The sequence below is a fragment of the Streptomyces flavovariabilis genome (assembly GCF_000725785.1).
Classification (GTDB): Bacteria; Actinomycetota; Actinomycetes; order Streptomycetales; family Streptomycetaceae; genus Streptomyces; species Streptomyces hawaiiensis.
Genome location: NZ_JNXD01000018.1, coordinates 63,493 through 80,904, shown reverse-complemented (window position 1 = coordinate 80,904; position 17,412 = coordinate 63,493). Strand labels below are relative to the sequence as shown.

The window sequence follows — 17,412 nt, the reverse complement described above, 5'->3', positions numbered from 1 at the left end:
GCGAAAGGCGGCGGTCATGGTCACTCACGTTCCCTCGGAGGCACACGGCGACGAGCGCGGAGCGCTCCTGTCCTTCATCGCCGAGCAGCGCGGCGGCATCCGGCGGGCGCTGCTGGGCCTCACGGACGAGCAGGCGTCCTCCCGCCCCAGTGCCAGCGAGCTGTCCCTGGCCGGACTGCTCAAGCACGTCACCGAGGTGGAGCAGGGCTGGGTCGCCCGGGCCAAGGGGGAGCCGCCGGCCGTCCACCGGGACGAGTCGAACTGGCACGAGTGCTTCCGGCTGGTCGGTGACGAGAGTGTGGAGTCGCAGCTCGCGTACTACGAGAAGGTGGCGGCCGAGACGGAGGCGTTCATCCGCGCGGTACCCAGCCTGGACGAAACCTTCGAGCTGCCGGCGACCTCGTGGAATCCGAAGGACGAGTGGCTCTCGATGCGCTGGCTCTGTCTCCACCTCATCCGCGAGACGGCCCGGCACGCCGGCCACGCCGACATCATCCGGGAGTCCCTGGACGGCAGGACCGCCTTCGAGCTGGTGGCCGAGGAACAGCAGGTGGCCGCCGGGTCCTAACCTGGACCGTATGTCAGCGATCCGTCTCCTCGTGCTCGGCGCGGTCCGCATGCACGGGCGGGCCCACGGCTACCAGGTGCGCAACGACCTGGAGTTCTGGGGCGCGCACGAGTGGTCCAGCGCCAAGCCCGGCTCGATCTACCACGCCCTGAAGCAGCTGGCGAAGCAGGGGCTGCTGCACGCGCACGAGATCGCCCCGTCCACGGCCGGCGGCCCGCCGCGCACGGAGTACGAGATCACCGGGCCGGGCGCCGAGGAGTACTTCCGGCTGCTGCGGGAGGCGCTGGTCACCTACGACCAGCGCGGGGACGTGAAGACGGCCGCCGTCGGTTTCGTCGTCGACCTGCCGCGGGCGGAGGCGGTCGCGCTGCTGAAGGAGCGGACCCACAGGATCGAGCAGTGGCGGGCCTCCGTCCTGGAGCACTACGTGCCCGAGGAGGGCCCCGGGCAGCTCGGGCACATCGGCGAGATCATGAACATGTGGGTCCACACGGCCGACTCCGAGGCCGAGTGGACTCACGGTCTCATCGAGCGCATCGAGGGCGGCGCCTACACCTTCGCCGACGAGGGCGACCCGTTTGTCGGCATCCTGGCCGACGACGAGGAGAACCCGTACGCGACGGGGGAGCGGCACCCCGGAGACGCCGACTAATCAAGTTTGACGAATGACTCGGGCGGGTTTACGTTTGAGCTCGTAGTCAAGTTTGACTAGCGAAGGGGACCCATGGCCGACACGGCGATCATCGTCGAAGGCGCGGAGAAGACGTACGGCGGCAAGAAGGCACTGGCCGGGCTCGACCTCACGGTCGCGCGCGGCACGGTGCACGGGGTGCTCGGCCCGAACGGGGCGGGCAAGACCACCCTGGTGAGGGTCCTGTCCACCCTGCTGCGGCCCGACGCGGGCCGGATCCAGGTGGCCGGGCACGACGTGGTCCGTGAGGCGTACGCCGTCCGGCTGCGCATCGGCCTGCTCGGCCAGCACGCCGCGCTCGACGAGGAGCTCGGCGGCCGGCAGAACCTGGAGCTGTTCGGCCGGCTGCACCACCTGGGCGCGAAGCGGGCACGCGCGCGTGCCGGAGAACTCCTGGAACGCTTCGACCTGGCCGACACCGGCCGCAAGGCGGTCCGGCAGTACAGCGGCGGCATGCGGCGCCGCCTGGACCTCGCCGCCTCCCTGATCACCGAGCCGGAGGTGCTGTTCCTGGACGAGCCCACCACCGGCCTCGACCCGCGCGGCCGCGCCGAGGTGTGGGCCTCCGTCCGCTCCCTGGTCGGCGGCGGTACGACGGTCCTGCTCACCACGCAGTACCTGGAGGAGGCCGACCAGCTCGCCGACCGCATCTCGGTCGTCGACGCCGGCCGGGTCATCGCCGAGGGCACGGCCGACGAGCTGAAGGCCGAGACGGGCGGCGACCGCATCGACGTGGTCCTGCGCGACGCCGGCCAACTGGGCGCGGCGCTGGCCCTGTTGCCCCTCACCGGGGCCGGCGTCGATGCCGACCGCCGCCTGCTGAGCGCCCCGGTGACCGACCGCATGGAGGCGCTCTCCGGTGTCGTACGGGCCCTCCAGGAGGCCGGGATCGAGGCGGAGGACGTCGCCCTGCGCCGCCCGACTCTGGACGAGGTGTTCCTGCACCTCACCGGGGACGACCGCCGGGTGAAGGAGGCCGCGTGAGCGCCCACGCCGTGACCGACTCGTGGACCATGACCCGACGGGAACTCGCCCGCTGGGGACGGCAGCCGGTGCAGCTGGTCGTCAACCTGGTCTTCCCGGTGATGCTGCTGCTGATGTTCGGCTACCTCGTCGGCGGCGGCCGGGGCGTGAGCGGCGAGTACCGCGACTACCTGATCCCCGGCATGCTCGCGCTCACCATGGCCTTCGGCCTGGAGGGCACGATGCTCGCCGTCACGCAGGACCTCAACAAGGGCGTGATCGACCGCTTCCGCTCGATGCCCATGGCCAACGGGGCGGTACTGGTGGGCCGTTCGGCCGCCGACATGCTCCAGTCGGCGATGGCCCTGGTCGTGCTCATCGGCGTGGGTGCCGCACTCGGCTGGCGTCCCGGCGGCGGCCCGACGGCCCTGCTCGGGGCCGTGGGCCTGCTGCTCCTGTTCCGGTTCGCCATGCTGTGGATCGGCATCCACCTGGCCCTGGTGGCGGGGAAGCCGGAGATGGTCCAGGCCGTGCAGATCCTGGTCTGGCCGGTCGGCTTCCTCTCCAACGCCCTGGCCGCCCCCGGCTCCATGCCCGGCTGGCTGGGTACGGTCGTCGAGTGGAACCCGATGTCCCACACCGCCACGGCCGTACGGGACCTGTTCGGTGTGCCCGGCACGGAGTCCGGGCACCTCTGGGCGGCCGTGTTGTGGCCCCTGGCCCTGCTGGCGGCCTTCTTCCCGCTGGCGGTACGGAGGTTCGGGCGGCTGAGCCGGTAGCCCGCCGGCGTGCCGTCGTTCGTCCGCGGCGCCATCGTGGCCGGTCGCGCAGTTCCCCGCGCCCCTTCAGGGCGCTTCGCCCGACCCCTCAGTGGTGGAACCCGGTCGCCGCACCCTTGTCCCGGGTCAGGGGGTGCGGCTGCCGGCGCAGATCCGGCAGCAGCCGCTCCAGGTCCTGCGCGAGCAGTTCCGCGAGGTCGGCGGAGAAGCCGTTGCGGCACACCACCCGCAGCACGGACAGATCCTCCCGGTTCGGCGGGAACGTGTACGCGGGCACCAGCCAGCCGCTCTCGCGCAACCGCCGGGACACGTCGAAGACGTCGTACGCCGTCACATCCGGCGCGGTCGTGAAGGCGAACACCGGCAACTGCTCGCCCCGGGTCAGCAGCCGGAAGTCGCCGAGCTCCTCGACCCGCCCGGCGAGCCCCGTGGCCACGTCCCGCGCGGCCTGCTGTACCGCCCGGTAGCCGTCCCGGCCCAGCCGCAGGAACGTGTAGTACTGCGCCACGACCTGCGCGCCCGGCCGCGAGAAGTTCAGCGCGAACGTCGGCATGTCGCCGCCCAGGTAGTTCACCCGGAACACCAGCTCCTCCGGCAGCGCCTCCGCGTCCCGCCACAGCGCCCAGCCGACCCCCGGGTAGACCAGCCCGTACTTGTGCCCCGAGGTGTTGATCGACGCCACCCTCGGCAGCCGGAAGTCCCACACGAGGTCCTCGTCGAGGAACGGCGCGACCATGGCCCCGGACGCCCCGTCGACGTGCACGGGGATGTCGAGCCCGGTCCGCTCCTGCACCGCGTCCAGCGCCGCGCACAGCTCGGCGACCGGCTCGTAGGACCCGTCGAAGGTGGAGCCCAGGATGCCGACGACCCCGATGGTGTTCTCGTCGCACAGCTCGGCGGCGGCCTGCGGATCGAGGTGGAACCGCTCGCCCTCCATGGGCACCAGCCGGGCCTCCACCTCCCAGAAATTGCAGAACTTCTCCCAGCAGACCTGCACGTTCACGCCCATCACCAGATTGGGACGGGCCGCGGGGTAGCGGTCGGCGTTGCGCTTGGCCCAGCGCCGCTTCAGCGCCATCCCGGCGAGCATGCACGCCTCGCTCGACCCGGTCGTCGAACACCCCACGGCGGTCGCCGGGTCGGGTGCGTTCCACAGGTCGGCGAGCATCGCCACGCAGCGCCGCTCCAGCTCGGCGGTGCGCGGATACTCGTCCTTGTCGATCATGTTCTTGTCCCGGCACTCCGCCATCAGAACCCCGGCCTCGGGCTCCATCCAGGTGGTGACGAAGGTGGCGAGGTTCAGCCGCGCGTTGCCGTCGAGCATCAGCTCGTCGCGCACCAGCTGGTGGGCGGTCGCCGGTGCCATGGGCTGGTCCGGGAGCCGGTGGGTGGGCGGGGCCTCGGCCATGTCGCCGAGCGGGTTGGCGGGACCGTAGAAGGGGTTGACGGACAGGCGGCGTTCGCCGGGCCGGTGGGGGCCTTCGTGGAGCGGCATGGGTGCCTCCAGGGTGGTTTCGAGAGGGGGGCTTCAGCGGACCGGTGTGCCGTCCGGCCGCAGCTGCATCTGCGGCCGGCCCGTCACCAGCAGCCAGGCGGGCAGCGAGGCGACGCAGAGCACGGCGATGATCGCCGGCGACGCGACCAGCACCGCGGCGACGAACAGGCTCACCCAGCCCTGCCGGGTGATGGCCAGCAGCAGTCCGAGCACGGCGGCCGAGACGCCGATCGAGGGGTGCACCCCGGGCACCAGGGCGTGGGCGCCCAGGCCCAGGGCGGTGCCGGCGAACACCGCCGGGAAGATGCGCCCGCCCCGGAAGCCGCAGGACGCGGCGACCAGCAGCGCGGCCAGCTTCACGACCGTCAGCAGGGCGTACTCCCCGGCCGACCGGCTGTCCGGGTCCCGCGCGAGCTCGGCGATCTCTTCGAGCCCCTTGAACAGCGTCAGATGCCCGCCGAGGGCCGCGAGGGCGCCCAGTACCAGGCCGCCCGCCGGGAGCATCAGCATCGGGTGGCGCAGCCGGCGGAAGACGCCGTGCACGTAGGGGAAGGCCCGCACGGCGGCCATGCCGAGCACTGCGGCCACGGCGGCGACGACGGCCGCCGCCAGCAGGTCGCTCCAGTCCGGCCGGCCGAAGGAGGGCAGGTCCAGGTCGAAGCTCGGATGGTCGATGAGGGTGGCGGTGAGGGCTCCGGCCGTGGCGGCGGTGAGCGGGGCGAAGACGTTGTCCCACAGCAGTCCGCGGGTCTCCTTCCCGGCCAGCGCCTCGGAGATCACCAGGGCCGCCGCGACCGGCGTGCCGAACAGGGCGCCGATCGTCGCCGCCTCGGCCAGCGCCGGCCAGACCCGGCCCGGCGCCCGCGGCACGAGCCGGGCGCCCAGCCAGGCCGCCAGGGCGACGTTCACGGTGATGACGGGGTTCTCGGGGCCGAGGCTGGGTCCGCCGGCCAGCATCAGCGCGGTCACCAGCAGCAGCCCCGGCAGCACGACGGGCGGCAGCACGGGGGCGTCCAGTCCGATGGTCGCCGGATCCGGGCCGGCGTGCCCCGGCGCCTTCCACACCACGAGCCCGACCGCGACGCCTGTCGCGAAGAGCATCACGAACATCCACGCCACGGAGTACCGGCCGATCCCCAGCGCGTCCGGCAGCGGCCCCCAGAGCACGTTCTGGAGCTCCTCGGCGGCGACTTCCACCCCGACCAGGACCAGGCTGGACAGGATGCCCACGGCCAGAGCGGGCAGGATCGTCGGCATCAGTGTGCGGGCGGGAGTCGCGGGGGTGACGGAGGGCGCCTGCTGCGCGGAATCCTGGACCACGCGCACACCATAAACGCACCAAAGAGGACAAACCGGAAACACGCTTGCACCTCACGTGGCGTGAGGCCCGACCGTGGAGCGCGGAAGAAGAAGGGAGCGGAAGTGAGCTACTCCGTGGGACAGGTCGCGGGCTTCGCCGGTGTCACGGTGCGCACGCTGCACCACTACGACGACATCGGCCTGCTCGTCCCGAGCGAACGCAGCCACGCGGGCCACCGGCGCTACAACAACGCCGACCTCGACCGGCTGCAGCAGATCCTGTTCTACCGGGAGCTCGGCTTCCCGCTCGAGGAGGTCGCCGCCCTGCTCGACGACCCGGACGCGGACCCGCGCGCACACCTGCGCCGCCAGCACCGGCTGCTGACCGCCCGGATCGAGAAGCTGCGGAAGATGGCGGCGGCCGTGGAGCACGCCATGGAGGCACGCAAGATGGGACTCAACCTCACGCCCGAGGAGAAGTTCGAGGTCTTCGGGGGCAAGGACCCGGAGCAGTACGCCGACGAGGTGGAGGCGCGCTGGGGCGACACGGACGAGTACGCCGAGTCGCAGCGCCGTACCGCGAGCTACACCAAGGAGGACTGGAAGCGCATCCAGGCCGAGGCCGCCGACTGGGCGGAGCGCTACGGCGCCCTGATGTCGGCGGACGAGCCGCCCGCCGGCGAGGCGGCCATGACCCTGGCGGAAGAGCACCGGCAGCACATCTGCACGTGGTTCTACGAGTGCTCCCACGAGCTCCACCGCTGCCTGGGGGAGATGTACGTCTCCGACGAGCGGTTCAAGGCGTTCTACGACGCGATGCGCCCGGGTCTCGCCGAGCACCTGAGGGACGCGATCACCGCGAACGCCGCGCGGCACACCTCCTGATCCCCGACCCGGGAGTGACTCACTCCCGGGTCAGGACCACCGCCGTGCCGTACGCGCACACCTCGGTGCCCACGTCCGCCGCCTCCGTCACGTCGAAGCGGAACGCGAGGACGCCGTTGGCGCCACGCGCGCGTGCCTGTTCGACGAGCCGTTCCATCGCCTGGTTGCGGGTCTGCACGAGCGTCTTGGTGAGCCCGCGCAGCTCGCCTCCGACCATCGACTTCAGCCCGGCGCCGATCTGGCTCCCCAGGTGCCGGGAGCGCACCGTCAGGCCGAAGACCTCGCCGAGCACCTCCCGCACGTGGTAGCCGGGTACGTCGTTCGTGGTGACGACCAGGACGTCGGGCTCCGGGCCCTGTCCGCCGCCGTATTCATCGATGCCCATGGTTCACAGCTTTGACCGGGACCGCGCACAGTGCATCCTGAGTACGCCCATGGAACCTGGGCCATGACGGCTGCGTTGATACTTTGAGGCAGCCAGCCCAGCCCGTACCCCACAGCAGCAGGAGCCACATCCCCGTGACCACGCTTGCGCTCGGCCCCGAGTGGCTCAGCCCGGACTACCTGATCTCGACGTTCAGCCTGCCCGGCATCCTGCTCATCGTCTTCGCGGAGTCCGGTCTCTTCGCCTTCCTGCCGGGTGACTCCCTGCTGTTCACGGCGGGTCTGTTCGTGGCGGAGGGCACCTACATCACCCAGCCGCTGTGGCTGGTCTGCACTTTGATCGTGCTCGCCGCCGTCATCGGTGACCAAGTGGGCTACATGATCGGCAAGTTCCTGGGCCCGAAGCTCTTCAACCGCCCCAACTCCAAGCTCTTCAAACAGGAGAACCTGGACAAGGCCCACGAGTTCATGGAGAAGTACGGCCCCAAGGCCATCGTCCTGGCCCGCTTCGTCCCCATCGTGCGCACCTTCGCCCCCATCGTGGCCGGCGCCGGCCGCATGAAGTACCGCACGTTCCTGACGTACAACGTCATCGGGGGCATCGCCTGGGGCACCGGCGTCACCCTCGCGGGTTACTGGCTCGGTCAGATCGACTTCATCAAGAAGAACGTCGAGCCGATCCTCATCCTCATCGTCCTGCTCTCGGTCGTCCCCATCATCGTCGAGTACCTGCGCGACCGTTCGCAGAAGAAGCGCGCCGCGGCGCAGGCCCCGGCGGAACGGCAGCAGGCCCCCGCCATGGACGACGCGACGACCCAGCTCCGCCGCATCACCCCGGACGGCCAGCCGCCCCACCACCAGCCGCAGCAGCCCCCGTACGGCCACCAGAACGGCTACGACGACCAGCAGTACTACGGCCAGTACCCGCAGAGCCCGGGCTACGGCCGGCAGCAGCAGCCGCAGCAGCCGCAGCAGCCGCAGCAGCCGCAGCAGCCGCAGCAGCCGTACGGCACGCAGCAGGGCCCCTACAACAACGGCTACTGAGCCGCCCGCGGCCGCCGGTGGACCCTAGAAACCCCTGGTCCGCTTGGCGGCCCGCCGCTTCTCCGCGGACCCGATCCGCAGGAACATCCGGGAGATCTCCGACCCGAGGTTCACCCCGATGGCGATGGCCATGGCGAGCGCCACCGCCTTCGACAGCGACACCAGTCCTTCGTCCACCTCGTTCTGCGCGATCGCCAGCAGCCCGAAGTACGTCGCGGAACCCGGCAGCAGGGGTCCGATCGCCGCCGTCGTGTAGGGCAGGGCGGAGGCGAACTGGTACCGGGACAGCAACTGCCCGAAGAGTCCCACCAGCCCCGCGGCCGCCGCCGTCGAGGCCACCGGCGAGATGTCCCCCACGTAGTGCATCGCGCCGTACACGACCCACGCGACACCGCCGTTCAGCGTCACCCACACCACGGTGGATCGTTCCTGCTGGAGCAGCACCGCGAACGCCAGTGACAGCAGCATCGAGGCGCCGATCATCATCACCGGGTCGTCGGAGGCCCCGAGCGCCTGGTCGGGGTTCAGCCGCGCCCCCAGCTGCACGCCGAAGTACAGCACCAGCAGCACACCCGCGACGATGCCCACGAAGAAGTACATGACCTCCAGCAGACGCGCGGACGCGGTGATGTAGAAGCCGGTCAGACCGTCCTGCACGCCCGCCACCAGCGCCCGCCCGGGCAGCAGCGCGAACAGCCCACCGGTGATCACCGCCGACGCCTTCACATCGACGTGGGCCAGCGTCAGCGCGATCCCGATCGCGGCCGGCGGCGTCGCGGCCACGGTGAACTGGTAGAACTCCGGCAGCCCACGCCCCGCGCACAGCCACGCCAGCCGGTCACCGAGCATCGCGCCCAGCGCCGCCGCGACGAACACGATCAGGTCGCCGCCCACGAGCACGGACGCCGCACCCGCCAGCAGCCCGCTCGCACCGGTCAGCGCCCAGCCGGGGTAGGGGTGCCGGTTACGGCGGATCTCCGCCAGCCGCCGGTAGGCCTCCTCCAGCGAGACCGCCGTCTCGTCGTCGCTGAGGTCGTCCACCAGCTGGTACACGGCCGCCAGCCGCGTGTAGTCGGTGCCCCGGCGCCGCACGGTCCGCGACGCCGTGATCGGGTCGTCGACCAGGGACGGCTGATAGGAGATCGCCAGCAGCGTGAACGTGACGTTGGGCTCGCAGCGGTCCAGCCCGTAGGACCGGCAGACGGCGAACATGGCCGCCTCCACGTCCTCGGCCCCCTCACCGCCCGCCAGCAGCAACTCGCCGATACGCAGCGTCAGGTCGAGCACGCGCGGCACCGCGGGCCCGCTCTCGTCGCCGCCGCGCTGGATCGCCTCCGGCGCCGGCCGCTCCGCCACCGGCATGCGCAGCATCGTGCGCATCCGGTCCTGCCAGGGCACGTCCTTGGTCAGGCTGACCACGGGGATCCCGCTCGGCGGCGTGAAGGCCGTCAGGGCGTGCTTCGTGCTGTACGTGCTCGGTGGGGTGAACGCCGACCCCTCCTGCTCCGCCGAGGGCGCCCCGTGGACGTCCAGCCCCTGCGGCACGGCGAACTCGGAGGTGGTCTCGGACTCCGTGGGAGCCGTGCGGTGGAAGGCCAGTCCCTCGGGGATGGCGAACTCCGACGTCGTGGACATGTCCCCGTCGACGCCGGTCCCGGCCGGAGGCAGGAACGCACTCCTCGCCTCGTCCGACTTCGGTTTGCGGTCCTCCGCGTCCGTCACTGCCTGGCGCTCCCTGTACGACACGTCAGCCTCGTACCCCCCACAGCCTCAGTATGCGCACAGACGGACGAACGGGCCGCACGCGCAGGCGTGCGGCCCGTGAGTATCAGCAGAGGGGTCAGTGACCGCCCTGGTCCTTGAAGCGCTTGTAGGACCGCTCGATCTCGGCCTCGGCGTCGGTGCGGCCCACCCAGTCGGCGCCCTCGACGGACTTGCCGGGCTCCAGGTCCTTGTAGACCTCGAAGAAGTGCTGGATCTCCAGGCGGTCGAACTCCGACACGTGGTGGATGTCGCGCAGGTGCTCCACACGCGGGTCCGTCGACGGCACGCACAGCAGCTTGTCGTCGCCGCCCGCCTCGTCCGTCATGCGGAACATGCCGATCGCCCGGCAGCGGATCAGGCAGCCCGGGAACGTCGGCTCGTCGAGGATGACCAGCGCGTCCAGCGGGTCGCCGTCCTCGCCGAGGGTGTTCTCGACGAAACCGTAGTCGGTCGGGTAGGCGGTCGAGGTGAAGAGTCGCCGGTCCAGGCGGATACGACCGGTCTCGTGGTCCACCTCGTACTTGTTGCGCGAACCCTTCGGAATCTCGATCGTGACGTCGAACTCCACCGGTGGCTCCTCCATGATCAACACATAGTTCTGGTGGTTAAGTGTCCCTCACGCAGGTGTGTGATCGCGAAAGGGGCTGGTGGTCGTGCCAGAGCTGAGGCCTTGGCGAGCCGCGAAACCGCACGTGGTGCGGCTCGCGGATGCCGTACGACCGCGCCTGGCCCGGGCCGCAGCGGCCACGAAACCACAGCTCGCGCGGCTCGCACGAGCCGGGAAACCGCAGGTCACGCAGGTTACGCGATCCAAGACCTGGCAGTACACCGCAGGCGCCGCCACCGCCGGACTCGCACTGGCCGCCGGGGTGGTGACCGCCGCCGGCCCCTGGGACTCCTCGGGTCAGCGTACGGCCGAGCGGGACCGGGCAGTGGCCCTGGGCCGCGCGGGTGGCACAGATCACGGCTCCGCCCCCGGCGCACCCGGCCGGCCCCGGCCCGCCCCCAGCGCCGGACCGGTGCTGACCGGCCTCGGCGGCGTCAGCACCGTGAAGTCCGCCCCGGACGGCAAGGCCCTCACGGACGCCCTCACGCCCCTGCTCAAGGACCCGGCACTCGGCCCCCGGCCCGCCGCGGCGGTCATCGACGTGACCACCGGCAGGCGCCTGTTCGGCAAGGCCTCGGACGCCGCGCTAACCCCGGCCTCGACGACGAAGGTCGCCACGGCCGTCGCCGCGCTGTCCGCGATGGGCGCCGACCACCGCCTCACCACCCGTGCCGCGCTGGAACCCGACACGAGGGAAGTCGTCCTGGTCGGCGGCGGCGACCCCACCCTCACGGCCCGCGAGAGCACCGACGGCGCGGCGAGCCTGCGCACCCTGGCCGCCGGGACGGCCGCCGCCCTCGCCGACCGAGGCATCCGCGAGGTGACCCTCTCCTACGACACGACTCTCTACGCGGGCGACGAAATGCACCCGATCGGGGTCGACGGCAATCTCGCCCGCGTCAGCCCCCTGATGGCAGACGAAGGCCGCACGAACGACTCGACGAGCGGCCCGGTCGAGCGCGTGCCGGACCCGGCGGCGGACGCGGCCCGCCGCTTCGGGGACCTCCTGAAGTCCCACGGCGTCAAGACGACGGCCCCCGGCCCGTCCAAGGCCACGACCCGCGCCAAGACCCTCGCGGCGGTCTCCTCGCCCCCGCTCTCCGCCGTCGTCGAACGCATGCTGACCAACAGCGACAACGACATCGCCGAGGCCCTCGCCCGCCAGACGGCGATCGCCACGGGCAACCGGGCCGACTTCGCCGGCGCCGGCAAGGCCATCAGCGCACAGCTGCGGGGGCTCGGCCTCCCCCTGACGGGCGCCGCCTTCAAGGACGGCAGCGGCCTGAACCGCGCCGGCCGACTGACCCCCGGCCTCCTCACCGCGCTGCTCGCGAAAGCGGCCGACCCCTCCCACCCCGAGCTCCGCCCGGCCCTCACCGGCCTCCCCGTCGCCGGCTTCACCGGCACCCTGACCACCCGTTACACGGACGGAGCATCCGGCGTCGTCCGCGCCAAGACCGGCACCCTCTCGGGCGTCCACACCCTCGCGGGCACCCTGGTCGACGAGGACGGCCGCCTGCTGGCCTTCGCGTTCATGGCCACCGGCACCGACGGGACCCTCCCCGCGACGACCCAGAAAGCCCTGGACAGAGTGGCGAGCGCACTGGCGGCCTGCGGCTGCAGGTGAACGGGGTCCGGCAGCACCCGGCCCTCGCCGCCCTGCCCCAGCGGGCGGCGCTCACGTACGGTTGACGCATGACGAGCATCGGTGGTGCTTCAACCGGCATGGTCGACTGGAACCTCGCGGTCGCGACCGCGACCCGGCTCGTGCGGCCGGGCCCGGAGGTCAGTCGCGACGAGGCCCGGGCCGTCGTCGCGGAGCTGCGCAGGCATGCCAGGGCCTCGGAGGAACACGTCCGCGGATTCACCCTTCTGGGCACCGAGGAGGGCCACGACACCCCCGTCCTGGTGGTCGACCGCCCGGGCTGGATCCGTGCGAACGTCGCCGGGTTCCGGGAGATCCTCCGGCCCCTGCTCGACAAGATGCAGGAACGGCGCGGCGACACCCCCGGCGGATCGGTGATGAGCGCCGTCGGCGGCAAGGTCACCGGCGTCGAACTGGGCATGCTGCTGTCCTTCCTGGCCTCCCGCGTCCTCGGCCAGTACGAGACCTTCGCACCGGCCACCCGCGAACTCCCCTCCGGGCAGAACGGCGGCGGCCGGCTGCTGCTCGTCGCCCCCAACATCGTCCACGTGGAGCGCGAACTCGACGTCGACCCGCACGACTTCAGGCTCTGGGTGTGCCTGCACGAAGAGACGCACCGCACGCAGTTCACCGCCGTTCCCTGGCTGCGGGACCACCTTGAGGGTGAAATCCAGTCGTTCCTGGCGGAGACCGACGTCGACCCCATGACCGTCCTGGAACGCGTCCGGGAAGCCGCCCAGACCCTCGCCGGAGGCCGTCCCGAGGCCGAGGAGGACGACGGGGGGCGCTCCCTCGTCGAGATCGTCCAGACCCCCGCCCAGCGCGAGATCCTCGGCCGCCTCACGGCCGTGATGTCGCTGCTGGAGGGGCACGCCGACTTCGTGATGGACGGCGTCGGCCCGTCCGTCGTGCCGTCCGTCGGCGAGATCCGCGAGAAGTTCCAGCAGCGCCGCGCCAAGGGCGCCTCCCGCCTGGACCTGGCCCTGCGCAAGCTGCTCGGCCTGGACGCCAAGCTCCGCCAGTACCGGGACGGCGAACGCTTCGTGCGGGCCGTCGTCGACGAGGTCGGCATGGACGGCTTCAACCGCGTGTGGACCTCGCCCAACACCCTCCCCACCAAGTCGGAGATCGCCAAACCGGCGGACTGGGTCGCGCGGGTGCATCGCAGGGCCGAGTAGTGAACATCGCGGGAGGGTCGTGAAAGGAAACCGGCCGACGGCAGGCGAACGCCCCTGTAATCACCCGTCCGAGGGACCGTGAGGCAGGGGTAGGCGTGCAATGCTCGGGGAACGGCCCGGTTCTGTCACCATCTACACACTCTGCGTGACCGACACGCGGGCTCACCCCCCGAAAACTTCATGAAGGGAACCGGACATGGGTCCCCATCCTGCGGTCGCGGCGATACGCCTGGCGGTCCGCCGCGTCCTCCACGACCTCCTCACCGAGCACCACCGCGCCCCTGCCGCGGTCCCGCACGAGCCTGCCCCGAGCTCTATGCTCCGCTCGACCAAGGCGGTGCCCCCGTCCCCGCCGCTCGTGCTCGTGGCGTGCTCCGGCGGCGCCGACTCGATGGCCCTGGCCTCCGCCCTCGCCTTCGAATCCCCCAAGCTCGGCATCAGAGCCGGCGGCGTCACCGTCGACCACGGCCTCCAGCCCGGCTCCGACGCCCGCGCCGAGGAGGTCGTCCAGCGCATGCGCGAACTCGGCCTCGACCCCGTCGACTCCGTCGCCGTCACCGTCGGCCGCGCCGGCGGACCCGAAGCCGCCGCCCGCGACGCCCGCTACGCCGCCCTCGACACCGCGGCCGAACGCCACGGCGCCGCCGCGGTGCTGCTCGGCCATACCCGCGACGACCAGGCCGAAACCGTCCTGCTCGGCCTCGCCCGGGGCTCCGGCATCCGCTCCCTGTCCGGCATGGCCGCGGTCTCGGGGGCCGGCGGCCGTTACCGCCGCCCCTTCCTGGAACTCGACCGGCAGACCGCCCGCAAGGCATGCATGGTCCAGTCCCTGCCCGTCTGGGACGACCCCCACAACGCCGACCCGGCCTACACCCGCTCCCGGCTGCGCCACGAGGGCCTGCCCGCGCTGGAGAAGGCCCTCGGCAAAGGCGTCGTCGAGGCCCTCGCCCGTACGGCCCGGCTCTCCCGCGACGACGCCGACGCCCTCGACTCCTGGGCCGGCCAGGCCGAGGCCACCGTCCGTGACGCCGCCGGACTTCTGGAGTGCGCCAAGCTCTACGCCCTGCCGCCCGCCGTACGCCGCCGCATCCTGCGCCGGGCCGCCATCGCGGCCGGTGCGCCCGCCGGATCGCTGTTCGCCCGACACATCGAGGAAGTCGACCGGCTGATCACCGGTTGGCGCGGTCAGGGAGCCATCAATCTCCCCGGCAAAGTCGTGGCCCGGCGCCAGGGTGGCAGACTGGTGATTCGGCAAGGCTGAACCACGACCCCTCCCCGCAGCCGGCGGAGGGGCCGATCGGCCGGTTGGACGACCGAAAGTGATGCGGGTGGACGCGAAAGACATGGGTGCCGACCTCGAGAAGGTGCTCATCACCAAGGAAGAGATCGACGCCAAGCTGGCCGAGCTGGCCGCGAAGATCGACGCGGAGTACGCGGGCAAGGACCTGCTGATCGTCGGAGTCCTCAAGGGCGCGGTGATGGTCATGGCCGACCTCGCCCGGGCGCTGTCCACCCCCGTCACCATGGACTGGATGGCCGTATCCTCGTACGGGGCGGGCACCCAGTCCTCCGGTGTGGTGCGGATCCTCAAGGACCTCGACACCGACATCAAGGGCAAGCACGTCCTGATCGTCGAGGACATCATCGACTCCGGCCTGACCCTGTCCTGGCTGCTCTCCAACCTCGGCTCGCGCGAGCCCGCCTCCCTCAAGGTGTGCACGCTGCTGCGCAAGCCCGAGGCCGCGAAGGTGGCCATCGACGTGGAATGGGTCGGCTTCGACATCCCCAACGAATTCGTCGTGGGCTACGGCCTCGACTACGCCGAGAAGTACCGCAACCTCCCGTTCGTCGGTACGCTCGCGCCCCACGTGTACGGCGGCTGAAACCCGGCCGGTCGTGCCGTGACGGTGATCGGGAACCCCAGCGGGCTCCCCGCCGTTGGAGCAGGCGTAGGCGGATCGCCAGCTGTCCCACGCGGCTTCAGGTGACAATGCTGGGGTACCGTCCGAAGAACAGTCTTTATCAAACTCACTATGGCAGGAGGGACGGGGCGGCACCGCTCCGTATGGATGGACGTGAAGCGATACTTCCGTGGGCCGGTCATGTGGATCGTGCTGGCCGTCCTTGCCGTGGTCGTGTTGATGCAGGTCGTCGGCTCGTCCGGCGGCTACAAGACGGTGGACACCGGCCAGGTCGTCCAGGCGATCAACCAGAACAAGGTCGAGTCGGCCAAGCTGACCACCGGTGACGAATCGATCATCAAGGTCACGCTCAAGGACGGCGTAAAGGTCGAGGACAGCTCGAAGATCCAGGCGAGCTACATCGGCACCCAAGGCGTTGACCTCGCCAACACGCTGCAGAACAAGTACCAGGACAAGCAGATCCCGGACGGCTACACGGTTTCGCCGTCCAAGCAGAACCCGTTCGTCGGCATCCTGCTCTCGCTGCTGCCCTTCGTGCTGATCGTGGTCGTGTTCCTGTTCCTGATGAATCAGATGCAGGGCGGCGGCTCCCGGGTCATGAACTTCGGGAAGTCCAAGGCGAAGCTCATCACCAAGGACACCCCCAAGACGACCTTCTCCGACGTCGCCGGGTCCGACGAGGCAGTCGAGGAGCTCCACGAGATCAAGGAGTTCCTCCAGGAGCCGGCCAAGTTCCAGGCCGTCGGCGCCAAGATTCCCAAGGGCGTCCTGCTCTACGGGCCTCCCGGCACCGGCAAGACCCTGCTCGCGCGTGCCGTCGCGGGCGAGGCGGGCGTCCCCTTCTACTCGATCTCCGGTTCCGACTTCGTCGAGATGTTCGTCGGTGTCGGTGCCTCCCGGGTCCGTGACCTGTTCGAGCAGGCCAAGGCGAACGCCCCGGCGATCGTCTTCGTCGACGAGATCGACGCGGTCGGCCGCCACCGCGGCGCCGGCCTCGGCGGCGGTCACGACGAGCGCGAGCAGACCCTGAACCAGCTCCTCGTCGAGATGGACGGCTTCGACGTCAAGGGCGGCGTGATCCTCATCGCCGCGACGAACCGGCCCGACATCCTCGACCCGGCGCTGCTGCGCCCCGGCCGTTTCGACCGGCAGATCGCCGTCGACCGCCCGGACATGCAGGGCCGTCTGGAGATCCTCAAGGTCCACCAGAAGGGCAAGCCGGTCGCGCCCGACGTCGACCTGGGCGCCATGGCCCGCCGTACGCCCGGCATGACGGGTGCCGATCTGGCCAACGTGCTGAACGAGGCCGCCCTGCTGACGGCCCGCAGCGACAAGAAGCTGATCGACAACCACATGCTGGACGAGGCGATCGACCGTGTGGTCGCGGGCCCGCAGAAGCGGACCCGGATCATGTCGGACAAGGAGAAGAAGATCACCGCGTACCACGAGGGCGGACACGCCCTGGTCGCGGCGGCCTCGCCGAACTCCGACCCCGTCCACAAGATCACGATCCTGTCGAGAGGCCGTGCCCTCGGCTACACGATGGTGCTGCCGGACGAGGACAAGTACTCGACCACGCGCAACGAGATGCTGGACCAGCTGGCTTACATGCTGGGCGGCCGCGCGGCCGAGGAGCTCGTCTTCCACGACCCGACCACGGGTGCCGCCAACGACATCGAGAAGGCCACCGGTCTGGCCCGCGCGATGGTCACGCAGTACGGCATGACCGAGCGTCTCGGCGCGATCAAGTTCGGCGGCGACAACACCGAGCCCTTCCTCGGCCGTGAGATGTCTCACCAGCGCGACTACTCGGAAGAGGTCGCCGCGCTCGTGGACGAAGAGGTCAAGAAGCTCATCGAGACCGCGCACAACGAGGCCTGGGAGATCCTGGTCGAGAACCGCGACGTCCTCGACAACCTCGTGCTGCAGCTGCTGGAGAAGGAGACGCTGGGCAAGGAGCAGATCGCGGAGATCTTCGCCCCGATCGTCAAGCGTCCGCCCAGGCCCGCCTGGACCGGCTCCTCCCGCCGTACGCCGTCCACCCGCCCGCCGGTCCTCTCCCCCAAGGAGCTGGCCCTGACGAACGGGGCGAACGGCGCTACGCCGGCCATCACCACCGCGAAGAGCGCCGCGGCGGAGCCCGCCCCGGCGCCCGAGCGGACCCCGGAGGACCGCCCCGAGAGCTGAC

At 71.0% G+C, this 17,412-nt stretch carries 16 protein-coding genes; 11 read left to right on the top strand and 5 right to left on the bottom strand.

The window, feature by feature from the left end:
* Nucleotides 1-16 precede the first annotated feature (16 nt).
* The 4 genes from IO24_RS0128210 (at nt 17) to IO24_RS0128195 (ending at nt 3,001) form a co-directional block, all read left to right on the top strand.
* The gene (locus IO24_RS0128210) at nt 17-568 is read left to right on the top strand and encodes a DinB family protein (protein WP_031140338.1); all 552 of its coding nucleotides are present in this window, start codon (nt 17-19) and stop codon (nt 566-568) included.
* Between the two features lie 10 nt (nt 569-578).
* Nucleotides 579-1,220: a PadR family transcriptional regulator gene (locus IO24_RS0128205; protein WP_031140336.1), complete on the top strand. Its 642-nt coding sequence runs from the start codon at nt 579-581 to the stop codon at nt 1,218-1,220.
* Between the two features lie 72 nt (nt 1,221-1,292).
* On the top strand, nt 1,293-2,243 hold the full coding sequence (locus tag IO24_RS0128200) for a daunorubicin resistance protein DrrA family ABC transporter ATP-binding protein (protein WP_031140335.1): 951 nt from the start codon (nt 1,293-1,295) through the stop codon (nt 2,241-2,243).
* Nucleotides 2,240-3,001 (top strand): ABC transporter permease, encoded by a 762-nt coding sequence (locus tag IO24_RS0128195; RefSeq protein WP_031140334.1) that lies wholly within the window; start codon nt 2,240-2,242, stop codon nt 2,999-3,001. The genes IO24_RS0128200 and IO24_RS0128195 overlap by 4 nt, the downstream gene beginning before the upstream one ends.
* Before the next feature lie 88 nt (nt 3,002-3,089).
* On the opposite strand, the gene gad is transcribed toward IO24_RS0128195, so the two are convergent.
* The gene (gene gad / locus IO24_RS0128190; RefSeq protein WP_031140332.1) at nt 3,090-4,496 is read right to left on the bottom strand and encodes a glutamate decarboxylase; all 1,407 of its coding nucleotides are present in this window, start codon (nt 4,494-4,496) and stop codon (nt 3,090-3,092) included.
* A 33-nt stretch (nt 4,497-4,529) separates the two neighbouring features.
* Complete coding sequence (locus tag IO24_RS0128185) at nt 4,530-5,816, bottom strand: ion channel protein (RefSeq protein ID WP_031140330.1); 1,287 nt, start codon at nt 5,814-5,816, stop codon at nt 4,530-4,532.
* A 102-nt stretch (nt 5,817-5,918) separates the two neighbouring features.
* Here IO24_RS0128185 and IO24_RS0128180 point away from each other — a divergent pair, with 102 nt between their 5' ends.
* A complete protein-coding gene (locus IO24_RS0128180) occupies nt 5,919-6,680 on the top strand; it encodes a MerR family transcriptional regulator (protein ID WP_031140328.1) in 762 nt (253 codons plus the stop codon).
* Between the two features lie 19 nt (nt 6,681-6,699).
* On the opposite strand, the gene IO24_RS0128175 is transcribed toward IO24_RS0128180, so the two are convergent.
* Nucleotides 6,700-7,065 carry a YbjQ family protein gene (locus tag IO24_RS0128175; RefSeq protein WP_031140325.1) on the bottom strand — a complete coding sequence of 122 codons (366 nt, stop codon included), beginning with the start codon at nt 7,063-7,065 and terminating at the stop codon, nt 6,700-6,702.
* A 134-nt stretch (nt 7,066-7,199) separates the two neighbouring features.
* Here IO24_RS0128175 and IO24_RS0128170 point away from each other — a divergent pair, with 134 nt between their 5' ends.
* On the top strand, nt 7,200-8,108 hold the full coding sequence (locus tag IO24_RS0128170; protein ID WP_031140322.1) for a DedA family protein: 909 nt from the start codon (nt 7,200-7,202) through the stop codon (nt 8,106-8,108).
* A gap of 24 nt (nt 8,109-8,132) precedes the next feature.
* Here IO24_RS0128170 and IO24_RS0128165 read toward each other — a convergent pair whose 3' ends face one another.
* On the bottom strand, nt 8,133-9,830 hold the full coding sequence (locus IO24_RS0128165; protein WP_031140320.1) for a threonine/serine exporter family protein: 1,698 nt from the start codon (nt 9,828-9,830) through the stop codon (nt 8,133-8,135).
* Between the two features lie 118 nt (nt 9,831-9,948).
* Nucleotides 9,949-10,440: an inorganic diphosphatase gene (locus tag IO24_RS0128160; RefSeq protein WP_007452023.1), complete on the bottom strand. Its 492-nt coding sequence runs from the start codon at nt 10,438-10,440 to the stop codon at nt 9,949-9,951.
* A 79-nt stretch (nt 10,441-10,519) separates the two neighbouring features.
* Here IO24_RS0128160 and dacB point away from each other — a divergent pair, with 79 nt between their 5' ends.
* The 5 genes from dacB (at nt 10,520) to ftsH (ending at nt 17,411) form a co-directional block, all read left to right on the top strand.
* Nucleotides 10,520-12,106, top strand: a complete 1,587-nt coding sequence (gene dacB / locus IO24_RS0128155) for a D-alanyl-D-alanine carboxypeptidase/D-alanyl-D-alanine endopeptidase (protein ID WP_031140317.1) — start codon at nt 10,520-10,522, stop codon at nt 12,104-12,106.
* A gap of 68 nt (nt 12,107-12,174) precedes the next feature.
* Nucleotides 12,175-13,302 carry a zinc-dependent metalloprotease gene (locus tag IO24_RS0128150; RefSeq protein WP_031140315.1) on the top strand — a complete coding sequence of 376 codons (1,128 nt, stop codon included), beginning with the start codon at nt 12,175-12,177 and terminating at the stop codon, nt 13,300-13,302.
* Between the two features lie 196 nt (nt 13,303-13,498).
* Nucleotides 13,499-14,563, top strand: coding sequence for a tRNA lysidine(34) synthetase TilS (gene tilS / locus IO24_RS0128145; protein WP_031140313.1), 1,065 nt, complete (start codon nt 13,499-13,501; stop codon nt 14,561-14,563).
* A gap of 61 nt (nt 14,564-14,624) precedes the next feature.
* Entirely contained in the window at nt 14,625-15,185 is a 561-nt protein-coding gene (gene hpt, locus IO24_RS0128140; protein ID WP_030845937.1) for a hypoxanthine phosphoribosyltransferase, read from the top strand.
* A 186-nt stretch (nt 15,186-15,371) separates the two neighbouring features.
* Nucleotides 15,372-17,411 carry an ATP-dependent zinc metalloprotease FtsH gene (gene ftsH / locus IO24_RS0128135; RefSeq protein WP_031140310.1) on the top strand — a complete coding sequence of 680 codons (2,040 nt, stop codon included), beginning with the start codon at nt 15,372-15,374 and terminating at the stop codon, nt 17,409-17,411.
* Nucleotide 17,412 lies beyond the last annotated feature (1 nt).

What these genes read in the sequence shown, in the direction of transcription:
- IO24_RS0128175 (WP_031140325.1), bottom strand. Translation starts at nt 7,065, where the DNA reads ATGGGCATCGATGAATACGGCGGCGGACAGGGCCCGGAGCCCGACGTC.
- IO24_RS0128210 (WP_031140338.1), top strand. Translation starts at nt 17, where the DNA reads ATGGTCACTCACGTTCCCTCGGAGGCACACGGCGACGAGCGCGGAGCG.
- IO24_RS0128200 (WP_031140335.1), top strand. Translation starts at nt 1,293, where the DNA reads ATGGCCGACACGGCGATCATCGTCGAAGGCGCGGAGAAGACGTACGGC.
- gad (WP_031140332.1), bottom strand. Translation starts at nt 4,496, where the DNA reads ATGCCGCTCCACGAAGGCCCCCACCGGCCCGGCGAACGCCGCCTGTCC.
- ftsH (WP_031140310.1), top strand. Translation starts at nt 15,372, where the DNA reads ATGGACGTGAAGCGATACTTCCGTGGGCCGGTCATGTGGATCGTGCTG.
- IO24_RS0128150 (WP_031140315.1), top strand. Translation starts at nt 12,175, where the DNA reads ATGACGAGCATCGGTGGTGCTTCAACCGGCATGGTCGACTGGAACCTC.
- hpt (WP_030845937.1), top strand. Translation starts at nt 14,625, where the DNA reads ATGCGGGTGGACGCGAAAGACATGGGTGCCGACCTCGAGAAGGTGCTC.
- IO24_RS0128205 (WP_031140336.1), top strand. Translation starts at nt 579, where the DNA reads ATGTCAGCGATCCGTCTCCTCGTGCTCGGCGCGGTCCGCATGCACGGG.
- tilS (WP_031140313.1), top strand. Translation starts at nt 13,499, where the DNA reads ATGGGTCCCCATCCTGCGGTCGCGGCGATACGCCTGGCGGTCCGCCGC.